The organism is Klebsiella sp. HMSC25G12, from assembly GCF_001807705.1.
Lineage (GTDB): Bacteria > Pseudomonadota > Gammaproteobacteria > Enterobacterales > Enterobacteriaceae > Klebsiella > Klebsiella variicola.
Map to the genome: position 1 here is coordinate 65,426 of NZ_KV789897.1, position 23,703 is coordinate 89,128.

The following is a 23,703-nucleotide window of genomic DNA, read 5'->3' on the forward strand; positions in this document are numbered from 1 at the left end:
CGGTCACATAGTTATCTATGCTCCCGGGGATTAATGAGAGGCTCCTGCCTCTCACTGGAGGCCAGCCTACGGCTGGTCAAATTCGTTCCCGACGAATTTGCCACTTGCTTGCCGCCTTGCGACAATCGAAAAGCCTTAGAGGATTGAGCAGTCAGTTACAGATTTTTTATCATTGCTTTGTGCAAACGTGGCAATGATGCGCCAGAATTTGTAGAATATAGCGCCCCTGGACGAGCAGTCGCTCTCCGGGGCGTTTCTTTTTCAACCCACCTGGGGCCATAACGTGTAATAACGAGGCCGGAAAACATTATGTCTGAACAAATTGTCACGCCTGATACCGCCGCTCTGACGGTGCCGAACAAAGATGCCAAAATCAACCTGCTGGATTTAAACCGTCAGCAGATGCGCGAGTTTTTTAAAAACATGGGCGAGAAGCCTTTCCGCGCCGATCAGGTGATGAAATGGATGTATCACTACTGCTGCGACGACTTTGATGAAATGACCGACATCAACAAAGTCCTGCGCGGCAAACTGAAAGAAGTCGCTGAGATCCGTGCCCCGGAAGTGGTGGAAGAGCAACGCTCAACCGACGGCACCATCAAATGGGCGATCGCCGTTGGCGATCAGCGCGTCGAGACCGTCTATATCCCGGAAGAAGACCGCGCCACCCTGTGCGTCTCTTCACAGGTAGGCTGCGCGCTGGAATGTAAATTCTGCTCCACCGCCCAGCAGGGCTTTAACCGCAACCTGCGGGTGTCCGAAATTATCGGCCAGGTCTGGCGCGCGGCGAAAATCGTCGGCGCGGTGAAGACCACCGGCGTGCGTCCGATCACCAACGTGGTAATGATGGGCATGGGTGAGCCGCTGCTGAACCTTAACAACGTCGTCCCGGCGATGGAAATCATGCTGGATGACTTCGGTTTTGGTCTCTCCAAACGTCGCGTCACCCTGTCGACGTCAGGCGTGGTGCCGGCGCTGGATAAGCTCGGCGATATGATCGACGTTGCGCTGGCGATTTCCCTGCACGCGCCGAACGACACCATTCGTGACGAAATCGTCCCGATCAACAAAAAATACAACATCGAGACCTTCCTCAACTCGGTGCGTGGTTATATTTCGAAGTCCAACGCCAACCAGGGCCGGGTGACCATCGAGTACGTCATGCTGGATCACGTCAACGACGGTACCGAGCATGCCCACGAGCTGGCGGCGCTGCTGAAAGACACCCCGTGCAAGATCAACCTGATCCCATGGAACCCCTTCCCGGGGGCGCCTTACGGCCGTAGCTCCAACAGCCGCATCGACCGTTTCTCCAAGGTCCTGATGGAGTATGGATTTACGACCATCGTGCGTAAAACCCGCGGTGACGATATTGATGCCGCCTGCGGCCAGTTGGCGGGCGATGTTATTGACCGTACCAAGCGCACGCTGCGTAAGCGGATGCAGGGTGAAGCGATTGACGTAAAAGCGGTCTGACAAATGATGACCCGTGCAGCACAGGCGGCGCGGGTCATATTTATGACCAATAACCAGGCGAAATACGCTGATTCAGTTAATAATTACGGTGCGTTTTTGTCGACTTTGAGGCAGTATGTAGCGGCACAACAACCGCTTAGCATTCAATTTTGATTCGTCTCTGTGATCGCGCGCCTGACAGTCCTATACTGTGAGGCTGACGTACCACAGATGTCTCGCGGCGCCGGCGTTTTCCCGCGCTGAACTTTAAATTTCACGTACCAGTAGTTGTAGCGAATGAATACTGAAGCCACTCAAGATCATCAAGAAGCAAACACCACGGGCGCGCGTTTGCGTCACGCCCGCGAACAACTCGGACTTAGCCAGCAAGCGGTGGCCGAACGCTTATGCCTGAAGGTGTCCACGGTTCGTGATATTGAAGACGATAAGGCACCTGCCGACCTCGCCTCCACCTTCCTGCGCGGTTACATCCGCTCCTACGCTCGCCTCGTACATATCCCTGAAGAAGAACTGCTGCCGATGATGGCCAAGCAAGCACCTATCCGTGCGGCAAAGGTCGCGCCAATGCAGAGCTTCTCTTTAGGCAAGCGTCGCAAAAAGCGCGATGGCTGGCTGATGAGCTTTACCTGGCTGGTGCTGTTTGTGGTTATCGGCCTGAGCGGTGCCTGGTGGTGGCAAGACCATAAGGCGCAGCAGGAAGAGATCTCGACCATGGCCGATCAGTCTTCCGCTGAGCTGAACGGCGGTGACGCCAACAGCCAGAACGTGCCGCTGGATACCAGCGCGCCGGTAGACTCAGGCACCGATAGCGCCGCGAACAGCGCGCCAACCGATACCGCCAGCGCACCGACCACCAGCGCCCCGGCTCAGACGCCAGCGGACAATAACGCGGTCGTGGCACCTTCTCAGGCTAATGTCGATACCGCCGGAACGGCCCCGACGACCCCGGCAACGCCGGCCTCGCCGTTACCGACCGATCAGGCGAACGTCACGACCCCAGCGGCGTCGGCACAGGATCTGGTGATGAACTTTTCCGCCGACTGCTGGCTGGAAGTGAGCGATGCCACCGGTAAAAAACTGTTCAGCGGCCTGCAGCGTAAAGGCGGCAATCTGAACCTGAGCGGTCAGGCGCCGTATAAACTGAAAATTGGCGCCCCGGCAGCGGTACAGATCCAGTTCCTCGGCAAGCCAGTCGATTTGAGTCGTTTTATCAGAACTAACCAGGTTGCGCGTCTGACCCTCAATGCCGAACAATCACCGGCGCAGTAACAGACGGGTAACGCGGGAGATTTTTCATGCATAACCAGGCTCCGATTCAACGTAGAAAATCTAAACGTATTTACGTTGGTAATGTGCCAATTGGCGATGGGGCCCCCATCGCCGTCCAGTCAATGACCAATACGCGCACCACCGATGTGGCCGCGACGGTAAGCCAAATCAAAGCGTTAGAGCGCGTCGGCGCGGACATCGTCCGCGTCTCTGTTCCGACGATGGATGCCGCCGAAGCGTTCAAACTGATCAAACAGCAGGTCAACGTCCCGCTGGTCGCCGATATCCATTTTGACTACCGTATCGCGCTGAAAGTCGCCGAATACGGTGTTGACTGCCTGCGTATCAACCCGGGCAACATCGGCAACGAAGAGCGCATTCGCACGGTTGTGGACTGCGCACGCGATAAAAACATTCCTATCCGCATCGGCGTCAACGCCGGCTCGCTGGAAAAAGATCTGCAGGAAAAATATGGCGAGCCGACGCCGCAGGCGCTGCTCGAATCTGCTATGCGCCACGTCGATCATCTCGATCGCCTCAACTTCGATCAGTTTAAAGTCAGCGTTAAAGCCTCCGACGTCTTCCTGGCGGTAGAGTCTTATCGCCTGCTGGCGAAACAGATCGATCAGCCGCTGCATCTCGGGATCACCGAAGCGGGTGGGGCACGCAGCGGCGCGGTGAAGTCCGCGATCGGCCTGGGCCTGCTGTTATCCGAGGGGATCGGCGATACGCTGCGCGTCTCGCTGGCGGCGGATCCGGTGGAAGAGATCAAGGTCGGCTTCGATATCCTCAAGTCCCTGCGCATTCGTGCTCGCGGCATTAACTTCATTGCCTGTCCAACCTGCTCGCGTCAGGAGTTTGACGTTATCGGTACGGTCAACGCCCTGGAGCAGCGTCTGGAAGATATCATCACCCCGATGGATGTTTCGATCATCGGCTGCGTGGTGAATGGTCCGGGCGAAGCGCTGGTCTCCACCCTCGGCGTGACCGGCGGCAACAAGAAAAGCGGTCTGTATGAAGACGGCGTGCGTAAAGATCGACTGGACAACGACGACATGATCGACCAGCTGGAAGCGCGTATTCGTGCCAAAGCCTCGATGCTCGATGAAGCCCGTCGTATTGACGTTCAACAGCTTGAAGCAAAATAACGTGTTGGGAAGCGATACGCTTCCCGTGTATGATTGAACCTGCGGGCGCAAGGCGCCGGGGTTCATTTTTGTATATATAAAGAGAATAAACGTGGCAAAGAACATTCAAGCCATCCGTGGCATGAACGATTATCTGCCGGGCGAAACCGCTCTCTGGCAGCGCATTGAAGGCTCACTGAAGCAGGTGCTCGGTAGCTACGGTTACAGCGAAATCCGTTTGCCGATTGTAGAGCAGACCCCGTTATTCAAACGCGCGATCGGCGAAGTGACCGACGTGGTTGAAAAAGAGATGTACACCTTTGAGGACCGCAACGGCGACAGCCTGACGCTGCGTCCGGAAGGGACGGCGGGCTGCGTACGTGCCGGCATCGAACATGGTCTGCTGTACAATCAAGAACAGCGTCTGTGGTACGTCGGGCCAATGTTCCGCCACGAGCGTCCGCAGAAAGGTCGCTACCGCCAGTTCCATCAGATTGGCGCCGAAGTGTTTGGCCTGCAGGGCCCGGACATCGATGCCGAGCTGATTATGCTGACCGCGCGCTGGTGGCGTGAGCTGGGCATCTCCGATCACGTCAGCCTTGAGCTGAACTCCATCGGTTCGCTGGAAGCGCGTGCCAACTACCGCGACGCGCTGGTAGCTTACCTGGAGCAGTTTACCGATAAACTGGATGAAGACAGCAAACGCCGGATGTACACCAACCCGCTGCGGGTGCTGGACTCCAAGAACCCGGACGTGCAGGCGCTGCTGAACGACGCGCCGGCGCTCGGCGACTACCTCGACGAAGAGTCGAAAACCCACTTTGCCGGCCTGTGCGCGCTGCTCGACGATGCCGGGATCCGCTACACCGTCAACCAGCGTCTGGTACGCGGCCTCGACTACTATAACCGTACCGTGTTCGAGTGGGTAACCACCAGCCTCGGTTCCCAGGGCACTGTCTGCGCCGGCGGCCGCTACGACGGTCTGGTTGAGCAGCTTGGCGGTCGTGCCACCCCGGGCGTGGGTTTTGCTATGGGGCTGGAACGTCTTGTTTTACTGGTCCAGGCAGTGAATCCGGAATTTAAAGCCGATCCTGTTGTCGATATATACCTGGTAGCCTCCGGGGCCGATACTCAGTCTGCTGCAATGCGTCTGGCTGAGCAGGTTCGCGATGCGCTGCCCGGCGTGAAGCTGATGACCAACCACGGCGGCGGCAACTTTAAGAAGCAGTTTGCCCGCGCCGATAAGTGGGGCGCCCGTATCGCCCTGGTGGTCGGTGAGTCAGAGATCGCTGACGGAAACGTGGTAGTGAAGGATTTACGCTCAGGTGAGCAAACTACCGTAACGCAGGAGAGCGTTGCCGCGCATTTGCGCACACTTCTGGGTTAATCTCCCGGGAATTATTAGTCAGGAGAAGGACTGCGTGGAAACTTTTAACAACGAGAACGATCAGGTCGATGCGCTGAAGCGCTTCTTTGCCGAAAACGGCAAAGCGCTGGCGGTCGGGGTGATTTTAGGGATTGGCGCGCTGGTTGGCTGGCGCTACTGGACCTCCCATCAGCAGGATACGGCCAGAGACGCGTCTCTGGCTTACGAACAGGCGACTTCCGCGCTGAAATCGAATACGCCAGAAGTACTGTCAGGGGCGGAGAAATTCGCGGCTGACAATAAAAATACCTACGGCGCCTTCGCCTCTCTCGAGCTGGCACAGCATTTTGTTGAACAGAACGATCTGCCTAACGCTGAAAAGCAGCTGCAGCAGGGGCTGGCGGCCGCGTCTGATGATAACCTGAAATCGGTTATCAGCATGCGTCTTGCCCGCGTTCAGCTGCAGATGAAACAGGCTGATGCGGCGCTGAAAACCCTCGACAGCATCAAAGGTGAGGGCTGGACCGCCATTGTGGCCGATTTGCGCGGCGAAATTCTGTTGAGCAAAGGCGATAAGCAAGGGGCCCGTGCGGCGTGGGAAGCTGGCGTGAAAAGCGATGCTTCTCCTGCGCTCAGCGAAATGATGCGTATGAAAATGAATAATTTGTCCATCTGAGAGGGACTCGATGCAATTGCGTAAATTACTTTTGCCAGGGCTGCTTTCCGTTACCTTGCTGAGCGGGTGTTCGCTGTTTAATAGCGAAGAAGATGTGGTGAAAATGTCACCGCTGCCGACGGTAGAAAACCAGTTTACGCCGTCCACGTCCTGGAGCACCTCGGTTGGCGATGGTATCGGCGAATTTTACTCTAACCTTCATCCGGCCTTCGCCGACGGCGTAGTGTATGCTGCTGACCGTAAAGGCACCGTCAAAGCGCTGAACGCGGACGACGGCAAAGAGGTGTGGTCTGTGAACCTGGCGGAGAAAGATGGCTGGTTCTCGCGCGTGCCAGCGCTGCTTTCCGGCGGTGTGACCGTCTCTGGCGGCCATGTTTATATTGGCAGTGAGAAAGCGCAGCTGTATGCGCTGAATACCAGCGATGGTACCGTTGCCTGGCAAACCCGCGTTGCTGGCGAGGCGCTGTCGCGTCCGGTGGTGAGCGATGGCATGGTGCTGGTGCATACCAGTAACGGCCAGCTGCAGGCGTTGAATGAGACCGATGGTGCCGTGAAGTGGACCGTTAACCTCGATATGCCGGCACTCTCCCTGCGCGGCGAGTCTGCGCCTGCGACCGCTTATGGCGCGGCGATCGTCGGCGGCGACAACGGCCGCGTCAGTGCAGTATTGATGCAGCAGGGGCAGATGATTTGGCAGCAGCGTATTTCTACGGCCACCGGCCCGACGGAAATTGACCGCCTGAACGATGTCGACACGACGCCGATCATCGTTAACGGTGTGGTTTATGCGCTGGCTTATAACGGTAACCTGACCGCGCTGGACCTGCGTAGCGGCCAGATTATGTGGAAACGCGAGCTGGGTTCGGTGAATGATTTCATCGTCGATGGTAACCGTATCTACCTGGTTGACCAGAACGATCGCCTGCTGGCACTGACCACCGATGGTGGTGTGACCCTGTGGACGCAAAGCGATCTGCTGCACCGTTTGCTGACCGCGCCGGTGTTGTATAATGGCAATCTGGTCGTCGGTGATAGCGAAGGCTACATGCACTGGGTGAATCCGGAAGATGGCCATTTTGTGGCACAGCAGAAAGTCGATAGTTCCGGCTTCCTGACCGATCCGGTGGTTGCAGATGGTCGACTGCTGATCCAGGCGAAAGACGGTACGCTGTACGCGATTACGCGTTAATTACCGCTGTCGTGAATGATTAAGAAACGGCCCCTGGCAGACAGGGGCCGTTTTGACTTTTTTAAAAACGTCGTTAAGACGATGTTGCTTAGTGATTGTATGAGGCATTTAACATGATACCTGTGGTCGCGCTTGTCGGGCGCCCTAACGTTGGAAAATCCACGCTCTTTAACCGCCTGACGCGCACTCGTGATGCGCTGGTTGCGGATTTCCCGGGGCTGACTCGTGACCGTAAGTACGGTCGGGCCGAAGTCGAAGGCCGCGAATTCATCTGTATCGATACCGGTGGTATTGATGGTACGGAAGAGGGCGTGGAAACCCGGATGGCGGAGCAGTCGCTGTTGGCTATCGAAGAGGCCGATGTGGTGCTGTTTATGGTCGATGCGCGCGCAGGCCTGATGCCGGCGGACATCGCCATCGCTAAACATCTGCGCTCTCGTGAAAAGCCCACCTTCCTGGTGGCCAATAAAACCGACGGCATCGATGTCGACCAGGCGATGGCGGACTTCTGGTCCTTAGGCCTGGGTGATATCTATCCTATCGCTGCTTCGCACGGCCGCGGCGTGACCAGCCTGCTGGAGCAGGCCCTGCTGCCATGGGTGGATGAGATCAGCCCGCAGGAAGAGGTGGATGAAGACGCCGAATACTGGGCAAAATTCGAAGCCGAGCAGAATGGTGAAGCGGAAGAAGAGCCGGAGGACGACTTCAATCCGCAGGATCTGCCGATCAAGCTGGCGATTGTTGGACGCCCTAACGTCGGTAAATCAACCCTCACCAACCGCATCCTCGGTGAAGATCGCGTGGTAGTTTACGATATGCCGGGCACCACCCGCGACAGTATTTACATCCCGATGCAGCGTGACGAGCGTGAATATGTGCTCATCGATACCGCCGGGGTACGTAAGCGCGGGAAAATCACCGACGTCGTGGAAAAGTTCTCGGTGATCAAAACGCTGCAGGCGATTGAAGACGCCAACGTCGTGCTGCTGGTGATCGATGCTCGCGAAGGGATCTCCGATCAGGACCTCTCGCTGCTGGGCTTTATCCTCAACAGCGGTCGTTCGCTGGTGATCGTTGTCAACAAGTGGGATGGCCTGAGTCAGGAAGTGAAGGAGCAGGTGAAGGAGACCCTCGACTATCGTCTGGGCTTTATCGACTTTGCCCGGGTGCACTTCATCTCCGCCCTGCACGGTAGCGGCGTCGGCAACCTGTTTGAATCGGTACGCGAAGCCTATGACAGCGCCACCCGCCGCGTAAGCACCGCGATGCTGACCCGGATCATGAACATGGCGGCGGAAGATCATCAGCCACCGCTGGTGCGTGGCCGTCGCGTGAAGCTGAAATATGCCCACGCCGGGGGCTACAACCCGCCTATCGTGGTGATCCACGGTAACCAGGTGAAGGATCTGCCGGATTCCTACAAGCGCTACCTGATGAACTACTTCCGTAAATCCCTGGACGTGATGGGTACGCCAATCCGGATCCAGTTCAAGGAAGGGGAAAACCCGTTCGCCAACAAGCGCAACACCCTGACGCCGAACCAGATGCGTAAACGTAAGCGCTTGATCAAGCACATCAAGAAAAGCAAATAATCATCAAACCCGCTTCGGCGGGTTTTTTGTGGCCGCCATGCCGGTAAATGTCAAAACCTTCCGCCATAATCCCGCGATACTTCGCGGGGAACAGAGCGGCTCAAAGGTGGACTTACTATGCAGATTGGTTTTATCGGCCTCGGCGCGGTGGTGGAAACCGCCTATTTACCGGCGCTGCGTCGCCTGGGAAACGTCATCGACCGCTGCCATGGCTATGATCTGGACAGCAGCAGAGCGCTGCCGGGGATCCAGCGCTGTAATTCGCTGTCGGCACTGCTGGCCGAACCTCTGGATACGCTCTTCATTACCACCTCATCACTTCAGCATCTGCCCGTGCTGGAGAGAGCGTTAGCCAGCGGCATTTCCCGCATCGTGGTGGAAAAGCCGATCGTGGCCAACCTTGAGCAGGCCGCCCGACTGCGGGCGCTGCTGGCACCGCCTGAGCAGGCCGCGCGGGTGCTGGCTCTTGACCACTGGATGGCGCGAGGCGTTGCGCTGAACGCTCCTGGCCCACGGTGGCGGGCGGAAGGGGAGGCCAGCCGCCAGCCGCCGCCGCACCTGTCAGCGCAGGATATCGTCTGGCTCGAAGGCTATTTACAGGAGCCAAGCGGCTTTAACGCTGCCGGAGAGCCGGTCGCGCTCAATTTTGCCACCGGGGAGCTGGATACCCGGCAGCTGCGTCACCCTGATGGGGTGATCCTTGATATCGGCACCCATGTCCTGGCGATGCTCCGCGAAACCCTGCACGCCAGCGGAAGCGATACGGCGCTGAGCCTTTCCCTTCGGGTGGCGAAAGACCGCCTCGGCCATGGCATCGCCCCTGGGGATACGGTCACCGCAGAGGGGGAGGCGCATCTGCAGGGAACCCTGGGCACTATCCCGCTCAATATCTGGCTAAACAAATACGCGGGCCCCGCAGGCGGGCAAAAGGGAATGCGGATAGGGCTGCGGGACGGGCGAATCCTCATCCTCGACCGCTCCCCTGAGGGCGAAATGGTGACGCTGCACGACGGCGAGCGGATCCAGCGCTGGACCCGCCCCGGGACGATCTATTCGCACTGCCTCGATGAGCAGATCCTCGGCGCGGATAATCTGTTTATCCGGGCGCCCGGCAGCGTGGCCGGGTTGACGCGACGTCGGCTTGAGGAAGTGGAATGGCTGCTTAGGTTGCAGCAGCAATTACGCGGCCCTCATTAAACCCGGAACATGATAAAATAGGTGCAGATAAACATTGAAAGGAATGGTTATGGAACTTGATTGCCCTCTGTGCCACGCGCCGTTAGATGTCAAAGGCAGCAGCGCGCATTGCGCCCAGTGCGAAAGGGTATTTGCCCTCGAGGCCCGCTGCCCGGAATGCCACCAGCCGCTGGAGGTGCTCAAGGCGTGCGGCGCGGTGGATTACTTTTGCCAGCATGGGCATGGCCTGATCTCGAAAAAACGGGTGGAATTTATTCCGCTGGTTTAGTGGGCGAAGGCTTTCTGGCTCGCGTTTTTTTTACCGGCGCGATCTGCTTCACTTCGCTTTCGACCCAGCCGTCTTTCAGGCGGGTGGTGAGCAGATCGCCGGTTTTGACCTGTTTTGTCTGTTTCAGCACCGTACCGTCGCTCACCGAGGTGACGCTGTAGCCGCGCGCCAGAGTGGCTAAGGGACTCACCGCCTCCAGATGGGTCACCGCGTTGCCAAACCGTTCACGCCGCTCGCTGAGGCGGCCACGCATATTTTCCGCCAGCCGGTATTCCAGCTGCTGGATCCGCGATTGCGCCCGGTGGATCCGTGGCTGCGGGTTGTAGTGATCCAGACGTTGAACGGTGCGCTTTTGCCGCTGTTCGGCGCGCTTAAGCTGCGATTCCACGGCGATGCGCATCCGCTGGCGCAGGCGTTCCAGGGCGGTCTGCTGGCGGGCCAAGCGCAGCTGCGGATGCTGTTGCTGCAGGCGATGGAACAGCTGGGTAAAACGGCGCTGGCGACTGGCGAGGAAATAGTCCATCGCCATCTCCAGACGCTGCTGTCCGGACTGCAGCTGGCGCAGCAGCTCCTGCTGATTGCGGCTGACGATCTCCGCGGCGGCTGAGGGAGTCGGTGCTCGCAGGTCGGCAACAAAATCGGCGATCGTGACGTCGGTTTCATGGCCGACGGCGCTGACGATAGGGATCTGGCTGGCGAAAATAGCCCGCGCCACCCGCTCATCGTTAAAACTCCACAGATCCTCCAGCGAACCGCCGCCGCGCCCGACAATCAGCACGTCACACTCCTGGCGCGCGTTGGCCAGCGCGATGGCGCGCACAATCTGCCCTGGGGCATCGTCACCCTGGACCGCGGTTGGGTAGATGATCACCGGCAGCCCGGGATCGCGGCGCCTGAGGACATGGAGAATATCGTGCAGCGCCGCACCGGTTTTCGAGGTGATGACGCCGACGCAGTGGGCGGGTGAGGGGAGCGCCTGCTTATGTTTTTGCTCGAACAGTCCTTCCGCCGTTAACTGTGCTTTGAGCTGCTCATACTTCTGCTGTAATAACCCTTCGCCGGCGGGTTGCATGCTTTCGACAATAATCTGGTAGTCGCCGCGCGGCTCATACAGGGTGATGTTGGCGCGAACCAGCACCTGCTGCCCGTGCTGTGGGCGAAACGTCACCCGGCGGTTGCTGTTGCGGAACATCGCGCAGCGCACCTGGGCGTTATCGTCTTTTAAGGTGAAGTACCAGTGGCCGGAAGAAGGCTGGCTGAAGTTAGAGATCTCGCCGCTGATCCAAACCTGGCCCATTTCGCGCTCAAGCAGCAGACGCACCGTCTGATTGAGACGGCTTACGGTAAAAATTGCGGGGGATTGAGAGGGTAACATGTGAGCAAGATCAAACTTTAAATCAGCAGGTTATTCAGTCGATAGTAACGCGCTCAGAGGGGATGGCAAGTATTATTTGCAAAAAAGGGTAGATGCAATCGGTTACGCTCTGTATAATGCCACGGCAATATTTATCCACCCTGGTCGAGATATTGCCCATGCTACGTATCGCTAAAGAAGCCCTGACGTTTGACGACGTCCTCCTCGTTCCCGCTCATTCTACCGTTCTGCCGAATACTGCCGATCTCAGCACTCAGCTGACAAAAACCATTCGTCTGAATATTCCTATGCTCTCCGCAGCCATGGATACCGTAACGGAAGCGCGTCTGGCTATTGCCCTGGCACAGGAAGGCGGCATCGGCTTTATTCACAAAAACATGTCCATCGAGCGCCAGGCGGAAGAAGTTCGTCGCGTGAAGAAACATGAGTCCGGCGTGGTCACCGACCCGCAGACCGTTCTGCCAACCACCACCCTGCGTGAAGTGAAAGAGCTGACCGAGCGTAACGGCTTCGCCGGCTACCCGGTGGTTACCGAAGAGAACGAGCTGGTCGGTATCATCACTGGCCGCGACGTGCGTTTCGTCACCGATTTGAACCAGCCGGTCAGCGTCTATATGACCCCGAAAGAGCGTCTGGTTACCGTACGTGAAGGCGAAAGCCGCGAGGTGGTCTTCGCTAAGATGCATGAAAAACGCGTTGAGAAGGCGCTGGTCGTGGATGAGAGCTTCCACCTGCGCGGCATGATCACCGTTAAAGATTTCCAGAAAGCAGAACGTAAACCGAATGCCTGTAAAGATGAGCAGGGCCGTCTGCGCGTAGGCGCGGCGGTCGGCGCCGGTGCCGGCAACGAAGAGCGCGTAGACGCGCTGGTAGCCGCGGGCGTTGACGTTCTGCTGATCGACTCCTCGCACGGTCATTCTGAAGGCGTCCTGCAGCGCATTCGTGAAACCCGCGCGAAATACCCGGACCTGCAGATCATCGGGGGCAACGTGGCCACCGGTGCAGGCGCGCGTGCGCTGGCGGAAGCCGGTTGCAGCGCGGTGAAAGTGGGTATCGGCCCGGGCTCTATCTGTACGACCCGTATCGTCACCGGTGTGGGCGTGCCGCAGATCACCGCCGTTTCCGACGCGGTGGAAGCACTGGAAGGGACCGGTATTCCGGTTATCGCTGACGGCGGTATCCGTTTCTCCGGCGATATCGCCAAAGCGATCGCTGCCGGCGCGGCCGCGGTGATGGTCGGCTCTATGCTGGCGGGGACCGAAGAATCCCCGGGTGAAATCGAACTCTACCAGGGCCGTTCTTACAAATCTTACCGCGGCATGGGCTCTCTTGGCGCGATGTCTAAAGGCTCCTCTGACCGCTACTTCCAGAGCGATAACGCTGCTGACAAACTGGTGCCGGAAGGTATCGAAGGCCGCGTGGCCTATAAAGGTCGCCTGAAAGAGATTATTCACCAGCAGATGGGCGGTCTGCGTTCCTGTATGGGTCTGACCGGCTGTGGTACCATTGACCTGCTGCGTACCAAAGCTGAATTCGTACGCATCAGCGGTGCGGGCATTCAGGAAAGCCACGTTCACGACGTGACCATCACCAAAGAGTCCCCGAACTACCGTCTGGGCTCCTGATTTCTTCGCCCGACCTAGCGTCGGGCGATTTATTTACTCTGTTTCACTTGCCTCGGAATTAGCGTCAATGACGGAAAACATTCATAAACATCGCATTCTCATTCTCGACTTCGGCTCTCAGTATACTCAGCTGGTGGCGCGTCGCGTGCGTGAGCTGGGCGTCTACTGTGAGCTGTGGGCGTGGGATGTCACAGAAGCACAGATCCGCGAATTCAATCCAAGCGGCATCATTCTTTCCGGCGGCCCGGAAAGTACTACCGAAGAGAACAGCCCGCGCGCGCCGCAGTATGTGTTTGAAGCCGGCGTGCCGGTATTTGGCGTCTGCTACGGCATGCAGACCATGGCGATGCAGCTGGGTGGCCATGTGGAAGGTTCTAACGAGCGTGAGTTTGGCTACGCGCAGGTTGAAGTGGTTAACGACAGCGCGCTGGTGCGCGGTATCGAAGACTCCCTGACCGCGGACGGCAAACCGTTGCTGGACGTGTGGATGAGCCACGGCGACAAGGTCACCGCGATCCCGGCGGACTTCGTGACCGTCGCCAGCACCGATAGCTGCCCGTTCGCCATCATGGCCAATGAAGAAAAACGCTTCTACGGCGTGCAGTTCCACCCGGAAGTCACCCACACCCGTCAGGGGATGCGTATGCTGGAGCGCTTCGTGCGCGACATCTGCCAGTGTGAAGCCCTGTGGACCCCGGCGAAAATCATCGACGACGCCGTCGAGCGTATCCGCCAGCAGGTTGGCGATGACAAAGTGATCCTTGGCCTCTCCGGCGGCGTGGACTCTTCGGTGACCGCGATGTTGCTGCACCGCGCCATCGGCAAAAACCTGACCTGCGTATTCGTGGATAACGGTCTCCTGCGTCTGAATGAAGCGCAGCAGGTGATGGACATGTTTGGCGACCACTTTGGCCTGAACATTGTTCACGTTGAAGGCGAGCAGCGCTTCCTCGACGCGCTGAAAGGCGAGAACGATCCGGAAGCGAAACGTAAAATCATCGGCCGCGTCTTCGTGGAAGTGTTCGACGAAGAAGCGCTGAAGCTGGACGACGTCAAATGGCTGGCGCAGGGTACCATCTACCCTGACGTTATCGAGTCTGCCGCTTCCGCTACCGGTAAAGCACACGTCATTAAATCTCACCACAACGTGGGCGGCCTGCCGAAAGAGATGAAGATGGGGCTGGTTGAGCCGCTGCGTGAGCTGTTCAAAGACGAAGTGCGTAAGATCGGTCTGGAACTGGGCCTGCCGTACGATATGCTCTACCGTCACCCGTTCCCGGGCCCGGGCCTCGGCGTGCGCGTGCTGGGCGAAGTGAAGAAAGAGTACTGCGACCTGCTGCGTCGTGCGGACGCTATCTTCATCGAAGAGCTGCACAAAGCTGACCTGTACAACAAAGTGAGTCAGGCGTTTACCGTGTTCCTGCCGGTTCGTTCCGTCGGCGTGATGGGCGATGGCCGTAAATACGACTGGGTCGTTTCCCTGCGCGCAGTGGAAACCATCGACTTTATGACCGCGCACTGGGCGCACCTGCCGTATGATTTCCTCGGCCGCGTCTCTAACCGTATCATCAATGAAGTGAACGGTATCTCCCGCGTGGTGTATGACATCAGCGGTAAGCCGCCAGCAACGATTGAGTGGGAATGATCCCCGTCGTTAGCTGAATGAAACGAAACCCTCTGTTTTTACAGAGGGTTTTTTACTTTAGACATCCCTTCAATCCCGTCGTCCCAGAAGGTTATCTGGCAGGGTGAGGTTTCCCTGTGAATTCCCCGTTTGCGGTTCCGGCAGATGTTCAGCTGGCCCATTTTTTGCCGCCGCCGTGCGGAGCGCGGAAAGTTTACCCGGCTGTACCGTGCCCGCCCCGCGCACCATCGCCAGCGCCAGTCCGGCAACGATCAACGTTAACCCGGTGGACACCCACATTCCGCCGATAATGCCCAGCCGGTGGTTCAGCCATGCGTAGGCAAAGGGTGAGGCAGCCGCCATCAGTTGCCCGGGGATTAGCAGGATACCGGTGCGGCAGGCATAGCTTTCTGCGCTAAACAGCGCCAGCGGTAGCGTTGCTTTGACAATCGTCACCAGCCCGTTAATCGCGCCATAGCCCAGCACAAACCCGGCTGCGCATCCGGCATAAGCCGTGCTGCTCAATCCAAGGAGAAAACAGAGCGGCATGGCGAGCGCGGTAAAACGCGTCAGCGTGAGTGGGGTGACCCGGGGACCGGCCAGCACTTCCCCCAGCCGGGCGCCGGTCTGGCCGAACCCCCACAGCATACCGACGGCAACCGGCAGACCAAAGTGGCTGATAAACTCCGGTAGATGGGTGGAGGTACCGTTGGAGATGAAGGTGATCAGCGCAATAAAGATCGCGTAACGCACTCCGTTACGCCGGTCGCCCTCTGCTGTCGCTTGCGAGGCTGGTGATTTCGCCGGTGAACTGAGCCGCTGGCGAGGCAGTTGATAACTCAGCCATGCGCTCAGCAGGCCAAACAGCGCATAGATCCGCAAGGCATTCTGCCAGGGCATGATGGTTAATAACGCCTCGCCCAGCGGCCAGAAGAGGGCAGAGGCCAGACCGCCAGCGAGAGTGATATGAGAGATAGTTTTCCGCGCCTGCTGACCGTACAGATTCACCACTGTGGCGAACAGCGCATCATACAGCGAAAGCCGCATGCCGATGCCGGTCAGCAGCCAGGCGCCGTACCAGCCGGCCAGCGAAGGGCGCCAGGCCATCATGGCGCAGCTGGCGGCTATCAGTAAGGTTCCGCTGGTGACCACCAGCCTTCCGCCAAAGCGAGCCAGCAGCCTGGCAACGAACGGAGAAACAGCGGCCATCATCAGCATGGCGAGCGTCAGGCCGAGATAGATCTGCGGCAAGGACCATCCTTTGTCGGCGGCGATAGCCCCGGCAAAGGTGCCGGGCATATAAAAAGAGATCCCCCAGTTGATCAGTTGCTGACCGCCCGCGGTGAAGGCGAGCCGTCGGGGAATAGCGCGTGTTTCCATGGTTTTCATTCCGTTAAGGCAGTTGTCCTGAGCATACCCGGCAGGCTATTGTTCTGGCAGAGCGGCCACCTTATGCGCGGTATAAGAGAAACTTTGTATGACAACACTGAACCTGGGAAACCTGGCGACCTTCCGGCTGGTCGTACAGCGCGGCAGCTTTTCTGCCGCCGCCGACGCGCTGGGGATCTCCCAACCTGCCGTTAGCCTGCAGGTGCGTCAGCTGGAGCAGTTTTTACAGACCCGTTTGCTGGAGCGTACCGGCCGCGGGATCAAGGCGACGGCGGCGGGAATGGCACTGCTGGCCCACAGCGAGCAGATCGATCGGGCGGTGAATAGCGCAATGCAGTCGGTCAGCGCATTCAGTCAGGAAGTTAATGGGGCGGTAACGCTGGGGACCGGCGCGACGGCCTGCATTCATCTTCTCCCGCCGCTGCTGCAGCATCTTCGTCAGCAGCATCCGCTGTTGACGGTGGGGGTGACCACCGGCAACACGCTGGATATCGTCCGGGCGGTGGAGGAAAATCGCCTCGATCTCGGGTTGGTTACCTTGCCCGTACAGGGGCGCAGTCTGGCGGTGACCTCAGTGGTTGACGAGGAGTTCGTGGTTATCCATGCCAGTCACGAGACGGGGACGCTGGCGGATTATACCCCTGCTGAACTGCTGGCGCTGCCGCTCATTGCCTTCGAAGCCGGCAGCGGCACCCGGGATCTGATTGACCGCTGGTTCCGCTCGGCGGGAGTGGCGGTCACGCCGGTGATGCAGTTGGGCAGCATCGAGGCGATTAAACGGATGGTGCGGGCAGGGCTGGGCTACAGCATCGTGCCCCGCATGGCGGTGGAGCAGGAGAAGGATCGCGACGGATTAAGCGTGCACTCGCTGGCGCCGCGGCTATATCGACAGCTGGCGGTAGTCATGCGTCAGGACAAAATTGTGACAAAAGGTATCGCGGAAATGCTGCGCCTGCTGCATGCCGTGCGCTGATAAATCGCCGACGGCAAAATTACCGCATCAAAGACAATACATCAGCAGCGAGCGACTCTGTCTGCGGAGTGTGGCGCTTCCAGTATTATAATCAAAGGATTACTCGCGAGCGGAGGGCTCGACGGTGAGTGAAGACTCCTGCGACGCTTTTTTATCCTGGTGATGGTACCAGGCGCCGATGGAGGAGTAGACAAAGCGTCCAAAGAAGAAGAGAAAGCTGATAAGCAGTACGATACGGGTCATGCGACGGTTAAATCGATGTCGTTTACGCATACTGGGTGCCTGACTCACAAAAGGTTCCTTGAAGTATACCCGAAGATGGGCGATGGGGGTATTAAGGCACAGGAACGAGGTGGGGTCAATTGATGCAGATGTAAAAGTGCCGCAGTGAAAACATTAATTAATGTTATATAAGATAATCATCGTATTTACATGCTCACTTTATTAGCGATAAAAAGGTAAAAAAATAAGTTTTATTAATGTTAGCGTCAGTATTTGTTGATTTATATCAACAGTCCCATTCTCTTGACCACTAAAATCAGCGAACATTACCGTATCGTTATTACTTATGCGGTCAGCATGGGGTGGTTGGATGCCTGCCTGAATATGCCTCGCAGGAGCAGAGGCTCTCTGTAGAGCACCTATGAATTTATTAAAATATTATCAACAATATCGCGACAAGTGGTGGGCTTTACCCCTTGTTCTGCCCTCGCTGTTATTACCCTTCGCCAGATGGGCGAATACCTACACCATGCTCAATGGCCACATGGTATTCCTTTATTATCTTCCTCTGGCATTAGTACTCAGCCTGATGATGTTTTTCGGTTGGGCGGCGATCCCGGGTATTATTATTGGCCTGCTGCTCACGCTGGCCCGAGGGATGACGCCCGAGCAGGCTATCGGCGTGTTGTTTCATTTTCTCATCCCCTGCGTGCTGTGCTGGGGCGGATATCGCATCTTTGTACCCCGGCGCCAGCAGGTCTCGCACGGTAACGTCAAACTGATGCCGCACCGTCTGTTCTGGCAGATGCTGCTTCCCTCGGTCATTTTTCTCATTCTGTCACAGATCGCTGAGTATCTGGGACTGCATCCACGTACGACGGAGATGACGGGGATTACGCCCTTTAGTTTACGGTCGTTAATCACCTTTCAGGCGTTGATGGTGGGGTGTCTGACGGGCGTGCCGCTGTGTTATTTTCTGCTACGGATAATTCGGAACCCTTTTCATGTTCGCGGATTTATTTCTCAGGTTCGCTTACAAATTGATCCAAAAATAAAAACAATTGAAATCATTTGCTGGGCGGCGATATTAATCCTGCTGCTGGGGCTATTATTGATGCCGCTTAATGATACCAGCACCATATTTAGTACGAATTATACGTTATCATTACTTATGCCGGTCATGCTCTGGGGAGCCATGCGTTTTGGTTATCGTTTTATCTCGCTGATCTGGACGCCGGTACTGATTGCCGTGATCCATTTTCATTACCGTTACTTACCGGTTTATCCAAGCTATAACACCCAACTGGCGATCACCTCGTCAAGCTATCTGGTCTTCTCGTTTATTGTCGCCTACACGGCGATGCTGGCGATACAGCAGCGGCTGATCTACGCTCGCGTCCGGCAGATGGCTTTCCTCGACCCGGTCGTACATATGCCTAATCTGCGGGCGCTGAGTCGGGCGCTCAATGGCACGAGCTGGTCGACGCTCTGTTTTTTGCGCATTCCTGAGCTGGAACTGCTGGGCCGCCACTACGGCGTATTGTTACGCATTCAGTATAAGCAAATGCTGGCGAACCACCTGAGCGCGTTACTGCAGCCTAACGAAGCGGTGTATCACCTTGCCGGCCATGACTTGGTTTTTCGCCTCAACAGTGAAGGGCATCAGGCGCGTATTCATTTGATCGACCGCTCCCTGCGGCAGTTCCGTTTCTACTGGGACGGGGTTCCCCTCCAGCCGCGGATCGGCATGAGCTATTGCAACGTGCGCTCACCGGTCAAACATCTGTATTTGCTGCTTGGCGAACTAAACACGATTGCCGACATGTCGCTGGCCAGCGGCCATCCGGAGAATATGCAGCGCCGCGGCGCTGGCCATGTTCAACAGGATCTGAAAGATAAAGTGGTGATGATGAATCGCATCCTCAAGGCGCTGGAGCAAGACCACTTCGTCCTGATGGCGCAGCCTATCCAGGGCATCCGCGGCGATAACTACCATGAAGTGTTGCTGAGGATGGAAGGGGAGTCGGGCGAACTGACGGGGCCAAACGCGTTCCTGCCGGTGGCGCACGAGTTTGGCCTCTCCTCTCGTGTGGATCAGTGGGTCATTGAGCACACGCTAGCTTTTATGGATACCCACCGGCGGGCACTGCCCGGTCTGCGGCTGGCGATCAATCTCTCTCCGGTCACGTTGAGCCGCAGCCAGTTTCCTCAGGAAGTCGAAGCGCTGCTGCAGACGTACAACATTGAGCCATGGCAGATTATTTTCGAATTGACCGAGAACTATGCGCTCAGTAACCCTGAGCTGGTCTGTCAGACTTTAGAGCATCTGCGGGCGCTGGGCTGCCGGGTGGCGATCGATGATTTTGGTACCGGCTACGCCAGCTACGCCCGGTTAAAAACGATGAACGTCGACATTCTTAAAATCGACGGCAGCTTTATTCGCAATCTGCTTGCCAGCAGTCTCGATTACCAGGTGGTGGATTCTATTTGTCGTCTGGCGCGTATGAAGAACATGCAGGTGGTGGCTGAATATGTCGAGTCGCCGGAGATACGCCAGGCGGTCATCGCGCTGGGGATCGATTATTTGCAGGGCTACGATATCGGCGTACCGGTACCACTGGCGCAGCTGGCGGAAGGGATGCCTGCCTGAAGCAGAAAAAAGCCGGGCGCGATGGCCCGGCCTGGGGAATATTCAGGAGCGCGGCTCAGGCGTCTGGCTCTTCTTCTGCAATCTTCAGCAGCCATTCCGGCACACCTTCCCAGTACTGCTGCTCTTTTTCCAGATCCAACAGCACCAGCGCATTCTGGCTAAACCAGTTGTGCGGGAAGGTCAGCGTCCAGTGGTGAGCTTCCGTCTGCAGCCGCAGGGTCGGCGGCGTGGTGGTGGCCTGACGCTGGTTATTCAGCAGCACGCCCAGGCGCAGCAGCTGGATCAGCGGCAGAAACTGCTTTTTCCTGAACAGCGTAAAGCGCGGCAGGTCGTCGAGTTTTATCGCTTTGCGATGATAGCGCACCAGGGTGGCCATCAGCATCTGCTGCTCCTGGTTGAAGCCCGGCAGGTCGCTGTTCTGCAGAATGTAGGCCGAGTGGCGATGCATACCGCTATGGTTGATATTCAGCCCTACCTCATGGAGCATCACCGCCCACTTCAACAGCGCCGCAAGGTGCGGATTTGCCAGCTTGGGGTTCTGTTCCTGCCACTGTTCCAGCATATGGGTGGTGGTTTCCAGCACCCGGCGTGCCTGTTCGCGATCGATATTGTACTGATTCGCCAGACTCTGCGCTGTGCGGCTACGAATATCCTGGTGGCGGAAGCGGCCTTCCATTTCGTACAGCACGCCTTCACGCAGGGCGCCATCGGACAGACGAAGTTCTTTAATGGCTAGCGCGTCAAACACGCCGCACAGAATCGCCAGCCCCGGCGCAAAGACCGCTTTACGATCTTCAGAGAGGCCTGGCAGACTGAGCGCGTCGAAGTTTTTATGCTTCAGCAGCTCACTGACCAGCATTTCGAGGCGTTCCGGCGTAATAAATCCGTCCTTCTCACCCATGGCCACCAGCACTTCCTGCGCAGCTTTAATGGTGCCGGAGGCGCCCAGCGCCACGGTCCAGCCCTGAATACGGAACTGCCAGGCCAGGGTTTCCAGTTTTTGTACCGCCGCCAGGCGAGCACGCTGGAAATTTTCTTTATTGATTGTCCCGCCAGGGAAGTAGGCTTGCGAGAAGCTCACGCAGCCCATGCGACGGCTTTCCACCAGGCGGGGCTCAAAATCTTCACCGATGACCAGCTCGGTCGAACCGCCGCCGATATCAATCACCAGCTTACGACCGCGCTCCGGCTGCGTATGCTCAACGCCCATAAAAATCAGGCGCGCTTCTTCATTGCCGGAGATGATCTCGATCGGGTAGGGGATCACTTTTTCCGCGCGTTTAAGAAACTCTGCCGCGTTGGTCGCCTGACGCAGCGTATGCGTCCCGACGATGCAGACGCTGGAAGGGGAGAACCCTTGCAGACGTTCAGCAAACAGCGACAGGCAGTTCAGCCCGCGGGTCATCGCTTCTTCGCTCAACACCGAGTTTTCATCAAGGCCATCGGCCAGATGCACGCGCTGTTTCAGGCGTCCAATGATCTGCATGGCGCCATCGACGACACGGGCGATCACCATATGAAAACTGTTCGAACCAAGGTCGACCGCAGCGAATTCCTGCGGCCGAGGGGTTATTTCGTTTATTGGCATAGGTTAGTCGGGTTGTTCGAGTGATTTGAGATAATCGTAAATCGCCATCTGTGCACGCACTTTACGGCGATTGCCGCGCGGCACATAGCGATTACTCAGTTCTTTATCAAGATAGCGCGCTTTTACCGTATCGTTGAACAAGATATCAAAAATATCCAGCACTCGCTGTTTCAGACGCGGGTCGAGCAGCGGGGCGGCAACTTCAATACGGTAATCGATGTTACGCGTCATCCAGTCGGCAGAGGAGAGCCAGACCTGTTTATCGCCACCGTTTTCAAAACAGTAGACCCGGTCGTGCTCGAGGAAACGGTCAACGATGCTAATGACGCGGATATTCTCGCTGATGCCTTCCAGTCCAGGGATCAGCGAGCACATGCCGCGGATCAACAGATTGACCGGCACGCCGGAGCTGGAGGCGGCGTACAGTCTGTCCACCAGCCCTTTATCCACCAGGTTGTTCAGCTTCAGCGTAATCCCGGAGGGTTGCCCGTTCTGCGCATTGGCGATCTCGCGATCGATCATCTCATACAGCAGACGGCGCGAGTTCTGCGGCGACACCAGCAGGTAATCGAAGCTGACCGGGCGGTAGGGGTTTTCAATAAAGTTAAACACGCGGCGGACTTCATTGGTAATGCGCGCATCGGCGGTTAACAGCGAATAGTCGGTGTAGATCCGCGCGGTCTTCTCGTTAAAGTTACCGGTACCGATATGGGCGTAGCGCACCACCTCATCGCCTTCTTTACGCGAGATAAGGAACAGCTTGGCGTGGATCTTCAGACCCGGCGCGGAGAAGATCACGTGGACCCCCGCTTCCGTCAGGCGTTTCGCCCAGTGAATGTTAGCCTCTTCATCGAAGCGTGCCTGCAGCTCCACCACCACGGTGACTTTTTTACCGTTGTGGGCGGCGTGGATCATCGCGTCAATGATGCGCGAATCTTTGGCTACACGGTAGATGTTGATTTTGATCGCCAGTACGCTGGGGTCGAACGAGGCTTGACGCAGCAGCTCCAGCACATGCTCAAAAGTGTGATAGGGATAGTAGAGCAGGACGTCGCGTTCGCGGATGGCGTCGAAGCCGTTGCGGAATTTATCAAACCACAGATGACGCAGGCGCGGCATAGGCTTATTGACCAGATTAGCCTTACCCACATTCGGGAAGCCGATAAAGTCTTTAAAGTTGTGGTAGCGGCCGCCCGGCAGCATCGAGTCGTAGTTGGAGATGGAGAGCTTATCGCGCAGCATTTCGACCATCGCGTCCGGCATATCGCGCTGGTAGACGAAGCGAACCGGCTCGGCGGTCAGGCGCTGCTTGAGGCTGGAAGACATCAGCTCCATCAGGCTCGACTCCATCTCGTGCACCAGATCGTACTCGGCGTCACGGGTCATTTTCATCGAGTAAGCGTTCAGCGCATCGTAATCAAAGAAGCCTTTAAAGATATCATCCAGGCAATAACGCAGGATGTTATCCAGCAGGATCATTGGCTTACGGCGGCGCGGCGCCTCCGGCGGCAGATTTACGAAGCGCGGCACTTTGTCTGACGGAATTTCCAGCAGGGCATAGTTGATGTTTTCCCCGCGGATAATCTCCACCGCCAGATAGGTGTAATCATCTTTCAGGAACTGCACGAGGTCCGTTTCACGGTTAATCAGGATCGGCGAGATATGCTGACGCAAATACTGTTTGAAGTAGTTGCGCAGCCAGGCCTGCTGATTGACGGACAGCTGGCGCTCGTTGATGAGGAAGATCTGGTTGCGCGCCATCTCCAGCAGCAGTTCGTTATACAGACTATCGAATTCCTGATCGGCCTTCAGAACGCGGGCCTGGATTTTGCCTAACAGGTGGCGAGAATGGGCGGTACTGCCTTGTTCTTCACTGATAATAATCCGGCGCTTAAGCTCAGCGAAGCGCACTTTGTAAAACTCATCAAGGTTGTTGGAGTAGATCCCTAAGAAGCGCATGCGCTCAATCAGCGGGTTACTTTTGTCCGCCGCTTCCTGCAGCACGCGTTCGTTAAAAGACAACCAGCTGAGTTCTTTTTCGATGTATAGCTTTTCCTGGCCCATTACAACTCACACTCCGGATCATTGATGTCGCTT

At 57.2% G+C, this 23,703-nt stretch carries 17 protein-coding genes and 1 pseudogene; 13 read left to right on the forward strand and 5 right to left on the reverse strand.

Annotation, left to right across the window (positions count from 1 at the left end):
• Positions 1-309: 309 nt before the first annotated feature.
• The 9 genes from HMPREF3096_RS16040 (at position 310) to HMPREF3096_RS16080 (ending at position 10,160) form a co-directional block, all read left to right on the forward strand.
• The gene (locus HMPREF3096_RS16040; protein ID WP_008803802.1) at positions 310-1,476 is read left to right on the forward strand and encodes a dual-specificity RNA methyltransferase RlmN; all 1,167 of its coding nucleotides are present in this window, start codon (positions 310-312) and stop codon (positions 1,474-1,476) included.
• A 276-nt stretch (positions 1,477-1,752) separates the two neighbouring features.
• Positions 1,753-2,745, forward strand: a complete 993-nt coding sequence (gene rodZ / locus HMPREF3096_RS16045; protein WP_032730938.1) for a cytoskeleton protein RodZ — start codon at positions 1,753-1,755, stop codon at positions 2,743-2,745.
• A gap of 26 nt (positions 2,746-2,771) precedes the next feature.
• A complete protein-coding gene (gene ispG, locus HMPREF3096_RS16050; RefSeq protein ID WP_008803805.1) occupies positions 2,772-3,893 on the forward strand; it encodes a flavodoxin-dependent (E)-4-hydroxy-3-methylbut-2-enyl-diphosphate synthase in 1,122 nt (373 codons plus the stop codon).
• A gap of 91 nt (positions 3,894-3,984) precedes the next feature.
• Entirely contained in the window at positions 3,985-5,259 is a 1,275-nt protein-coding gene (gene hisS, locus HMPREF3096_RS16055; protein WP_032730937.1) for a histidine--tRNA ligase, read from the forward strand.
• A 34-nt stretch (positions 5,260-5,293) separates the two neighbouring features.
• A complete protein-coding gene (locus HMPREF3096_RS16060; protein ID WP_004201892.1) occupies positions 5,294-5,914 on the forward strand; it encodes a YfgM family protein in 621 nt (206 codons plus the stop codon).
• 10 nt (positions 5,915-5,924) lie between these two features.
• A complete protein-coding gene (bamB, locus tag HMPREF3096_RS16065; RefSeq protein WP_008803807.1) occupies positions 5,925-7,103 on the forward strand; it encodes an outer membrane protein assembly factor BamB in 1,179 nt (392 codons plus the stop codon).
• 113 nt (positions 7,104-7,216) lie between these two features.
• Positions 7,217-8,695 carry a ribosome biogenesis GTPase Der gene (gene der, locus HMPREF3096_RS16070; protein WP_008803808.1) on the forward strand — a complete coding sequence of 493 codons (1,479 nt, stop codon included), beginning with the start codon at positions 7,217-7,219 and terminating at the stop codon, positions 8,693-8,695.
• 117 nt (positions 8,696-8,812) lie between these two features.
• Positions 8,813-9,892, forward strand: coding sequence for a Gfo/Idh/MocA family oxidoreductase (locus HMPREF3096_RS16075; protein ID WP_032730912.1), 1,080 nt, complete (start codon positions 8,813-8,815; stop codon positions 9,890-9,892).
• Positions 9,893-9,941: 49 nt separating this feature from the next.
• Positions 9,942-10,160 carry a zinc ribbon domain-containing protein gene (locus HMPREF3096_RS16080; protein ID WP_004201901.1) on the forward strand — a complete coding sequence of 73 codons (219 nt, stop codon included), beginning with the start codon at positions 9,942-9,944 and terminating at the stop codon, positions 10,158-10,160.
• Here HMPREF3096_RS16080 and xseA read toward each other — a convergent pair.
• Positions 10,144-11,535, reverse strand: a complete 1,392-nt coding sequence (gene xseA / locus HMPREF3096_RS16085) for an exodeoxyribonuclease VII large subunit (RefSeq protein WP_023340611.1) — start codon at positions 11,533-11,535, stop codon at positions 10,144-10,146. The genes HMPREF3096_RS16080 and xseA overlap by 17 nt on opposite strands.
• Before the next feature lie 158 nt (positions 11,536-11,693).
• Here xseA and guaB point away from each other — a divergent pair, with 158 nt between their 5' ends.
• Both guaB and guaA read left to right on the forward strand, forming a co-directional pair.
• Positions 11,694-13,160: an IMP dehydrogenase gene (gene guaB, locus HMPREF3096_RS16090; protein WP_004151980.1), complete on the forward strand. Its 1,467-nt coding sequence runs from the start codon at positions 11,694-11,696 to the stop codon at positions 13,158-13,160.
• A 67-nt stretch (positions 13,161-13,227) separates the two neighbouring features.
• Positions 13,228-14,805, forward strand: coding sequence for a glutamine-hydrolyzing GMP synthase (gene guaA, locus HMPREF3096_RS16095; RefSeq protein WP_016161630.1), 1,578 nt, complete (start codon positions 13,228-13,230; stop codon positions 14,803-14,805).
• Positions 14,806-14,874: 69 nt separating this feature from the next.
• Here the strand turns inward: guaA and HMPREF3096_RS16100 are convergent, their stop codons facing one another.
• A complete protein-coding gene (locus HMPREF3096_RS16100; RefSeq protein WP_032731036.1) occupies positions 14,875-16,164 on the reverse strand; it encodes an MFS transporter in 1,290 nt (429 codons plus the stop codon).
• A 72-nt stretch (positions 16,165-16,236) separates the two neighbouring features.
• Here HMPREF3096_RS16100 and HMPREF3096_RS16105 point away from each other — a divergent pair.
• A pseudogene (locus HMPREF3096_RS16105) lies at positions 16,237-17,146 on the forward strand (LysR family transcriptional regulator).
• Between the two features lie 99 nt (positions 17,147-17,245).
• On the opposite strand, the gene HMPREF3096_RS16110 reads toward HMPREF3096_RS16105, so the two are convergent.
• On the reverse strand, positions 17,246-17,419 hold the full coding sequence (locus tag HMPREF3096_RS16110; RefSeq protein ID WP_012967451.1) for a YfgG family protein: 174 nt from the start codon (positions 17,417-17,419) through the stop codon (positions 17,246-17,248).
• A 370-nt stretch (positions 17,420-17,789) separates the two neighbouring features.
• On the opposite strand from HMPREF3096_RS16110, the gene HMPREF3096_RS16115 reads away from it, so the two are divergent.
• Positions 17,790-20,018: a sensor domain-containing phosphodiesterase gene (locus HMPREF3096_RS16115; RefSeq protein ID WP_070544526.1), complete on the forward strand. Its 2,229-nt coding sequence runs from the start codon at positions 17,790-17,792 to the stop codon at positions 20,016-20,018.
• 55 nt (positions 20,019-20,073) lie between these two features.
• Here HMPREF3096_RS16115 and ppx read toward each other — a convergent pair whose 3' ends face one another.
• Together ppx and ppk1 are read right to left on the reverse strand one after the other, a co-directional pair.
• Positions 20,074-21,606, reverse strand: coding sequence for an exopolyphosphatase (gene ppx, locus HMPREF3096_RS16120; protein ID WP_008803823.1), 1,533 nt, complete (start codon positions 21,604-21,606; stop codon positions 20,074-20,076).
• A gap of 3 nt (positions 21,607-21,609) precedes the next feature.
• Complete coding sequence (gene ppk1, locus HMPREF3096_RS16125; RefSeq protein WP_002913838.1) at positions 21,610-23,670, reverse strand: polyphosphate kinase 1; 2,061 nt, start codon at positions 23,668-23,670, stop codon at positions 21,610-21,612.
• Between the last annotated feature and the right edge of the window lie 33 nt (positions 23,671-23,703).

Excerpts from the sequence above, each read along its gene's own strand:
- ispG (WP_008803805.1), top strand. The coding sequence starts at position 2,772 with ATGCATAACCAGGCTCCGATTCAACGTAGAAAATCTAAACGTATTTAC.
- xseA (WP_023340611.1), bottom strand. The coding sequence starts at position 11,535 with ATGTTACCCTCTCAATCCCCCGCAATTTTTACCGTAAGCCGTCTCAAT.
- rodZ (WP_032730938.1), top strand. The coding sequence starts at position 1,753 with ATGAATACTGAAGCCACTCAAGATCATCAAGAAGCAAACACCACGGGC.
- guaA (WP_016161630.1), top strand. The coding sequence starts at position 13,228 with ATGACGGAAAACATTCATAAACATCGCATTCTCATTCTCGACTTCGGC.
- HMPREF3096_RS16040 (WP_008803802.1), top strand. The coding sequence starts at position 310 with ATGTCTGAACAAATTGTCACGCCTGATACCGCCGCTCTGACGGTGCCG.
- der (WP_008803808.1), top strand. The coding sequence starts at position 7,217 with ATGATACCTGTGGTCGCGCTTGTCGGGCGCCCTAACGTTGGAAAATCC.
- HMPREF3096_RS16115 (WP_070544526.1), top strand. The coding sequence starts at position 17,790 with ATGAATTTATTAAAATATTATCAACAATATCGCGACAAGTGGTGGGCT.
- HMPREF3096_RS16075 (WP_032730912.1), top strand. The coding sequence starts at position 8,813 with ATGCAGATTGGTTTTATCGGCCTCGGCGCGGTGGTGGAAACCGCCTAT.
- bamB (WP_008803807.1), top strand. The coding sequence starts at position 5,925 with ATGCAATTGCGTAAATTACTTTTGCCAGGGCTGCTTTCCGTTACCTTG.
- HMPREF3096_RS16100 (WP_032731036.1), bottom strand. The coding sequence starts at position 16,164 with ATGGAAACACGCGCTATTCCCCGACGGCTCGCCTTCACCGCGGGCGGT.
- guaB (WP_004151980.1), top strand. The coding sequence starts at position 11,694 with ATGCTACGTATCGCTAAAGAAGCCCTGACGTTTGACGACGTCCTCCTC.
- ppk1 (WP_002913838.1), bottom strand. The coding sequence starts at position 23,670 with ATGGGCCAGGAAAAGCTATACATCGAAAAAGAACTCAGCTGGTTGTCT.
- HMPREF3096_RS16110 (WP_012967451.1), bottom strand. The coding sequence starts at position 17,419 with ATGCGTAAACGACATCGATTTAACCGTCGCATGACCCGTATCGTACTG.
- ppx (WP_008803823.1), bottom strand. The coding sequence starts at position 21,606 with ATGCCAATAAACGAAATAACCCCTCGGCCGCAGGAATTCGCTGCGGTC.
- HMPREF3096_RS16080 (WP_004201901.1), top strand. The coding sequence starts at position 9,942 with ATGGAACTTGATTGCCCTCTGTGCCACGCGCCGTTAGATGTCAAAGGC.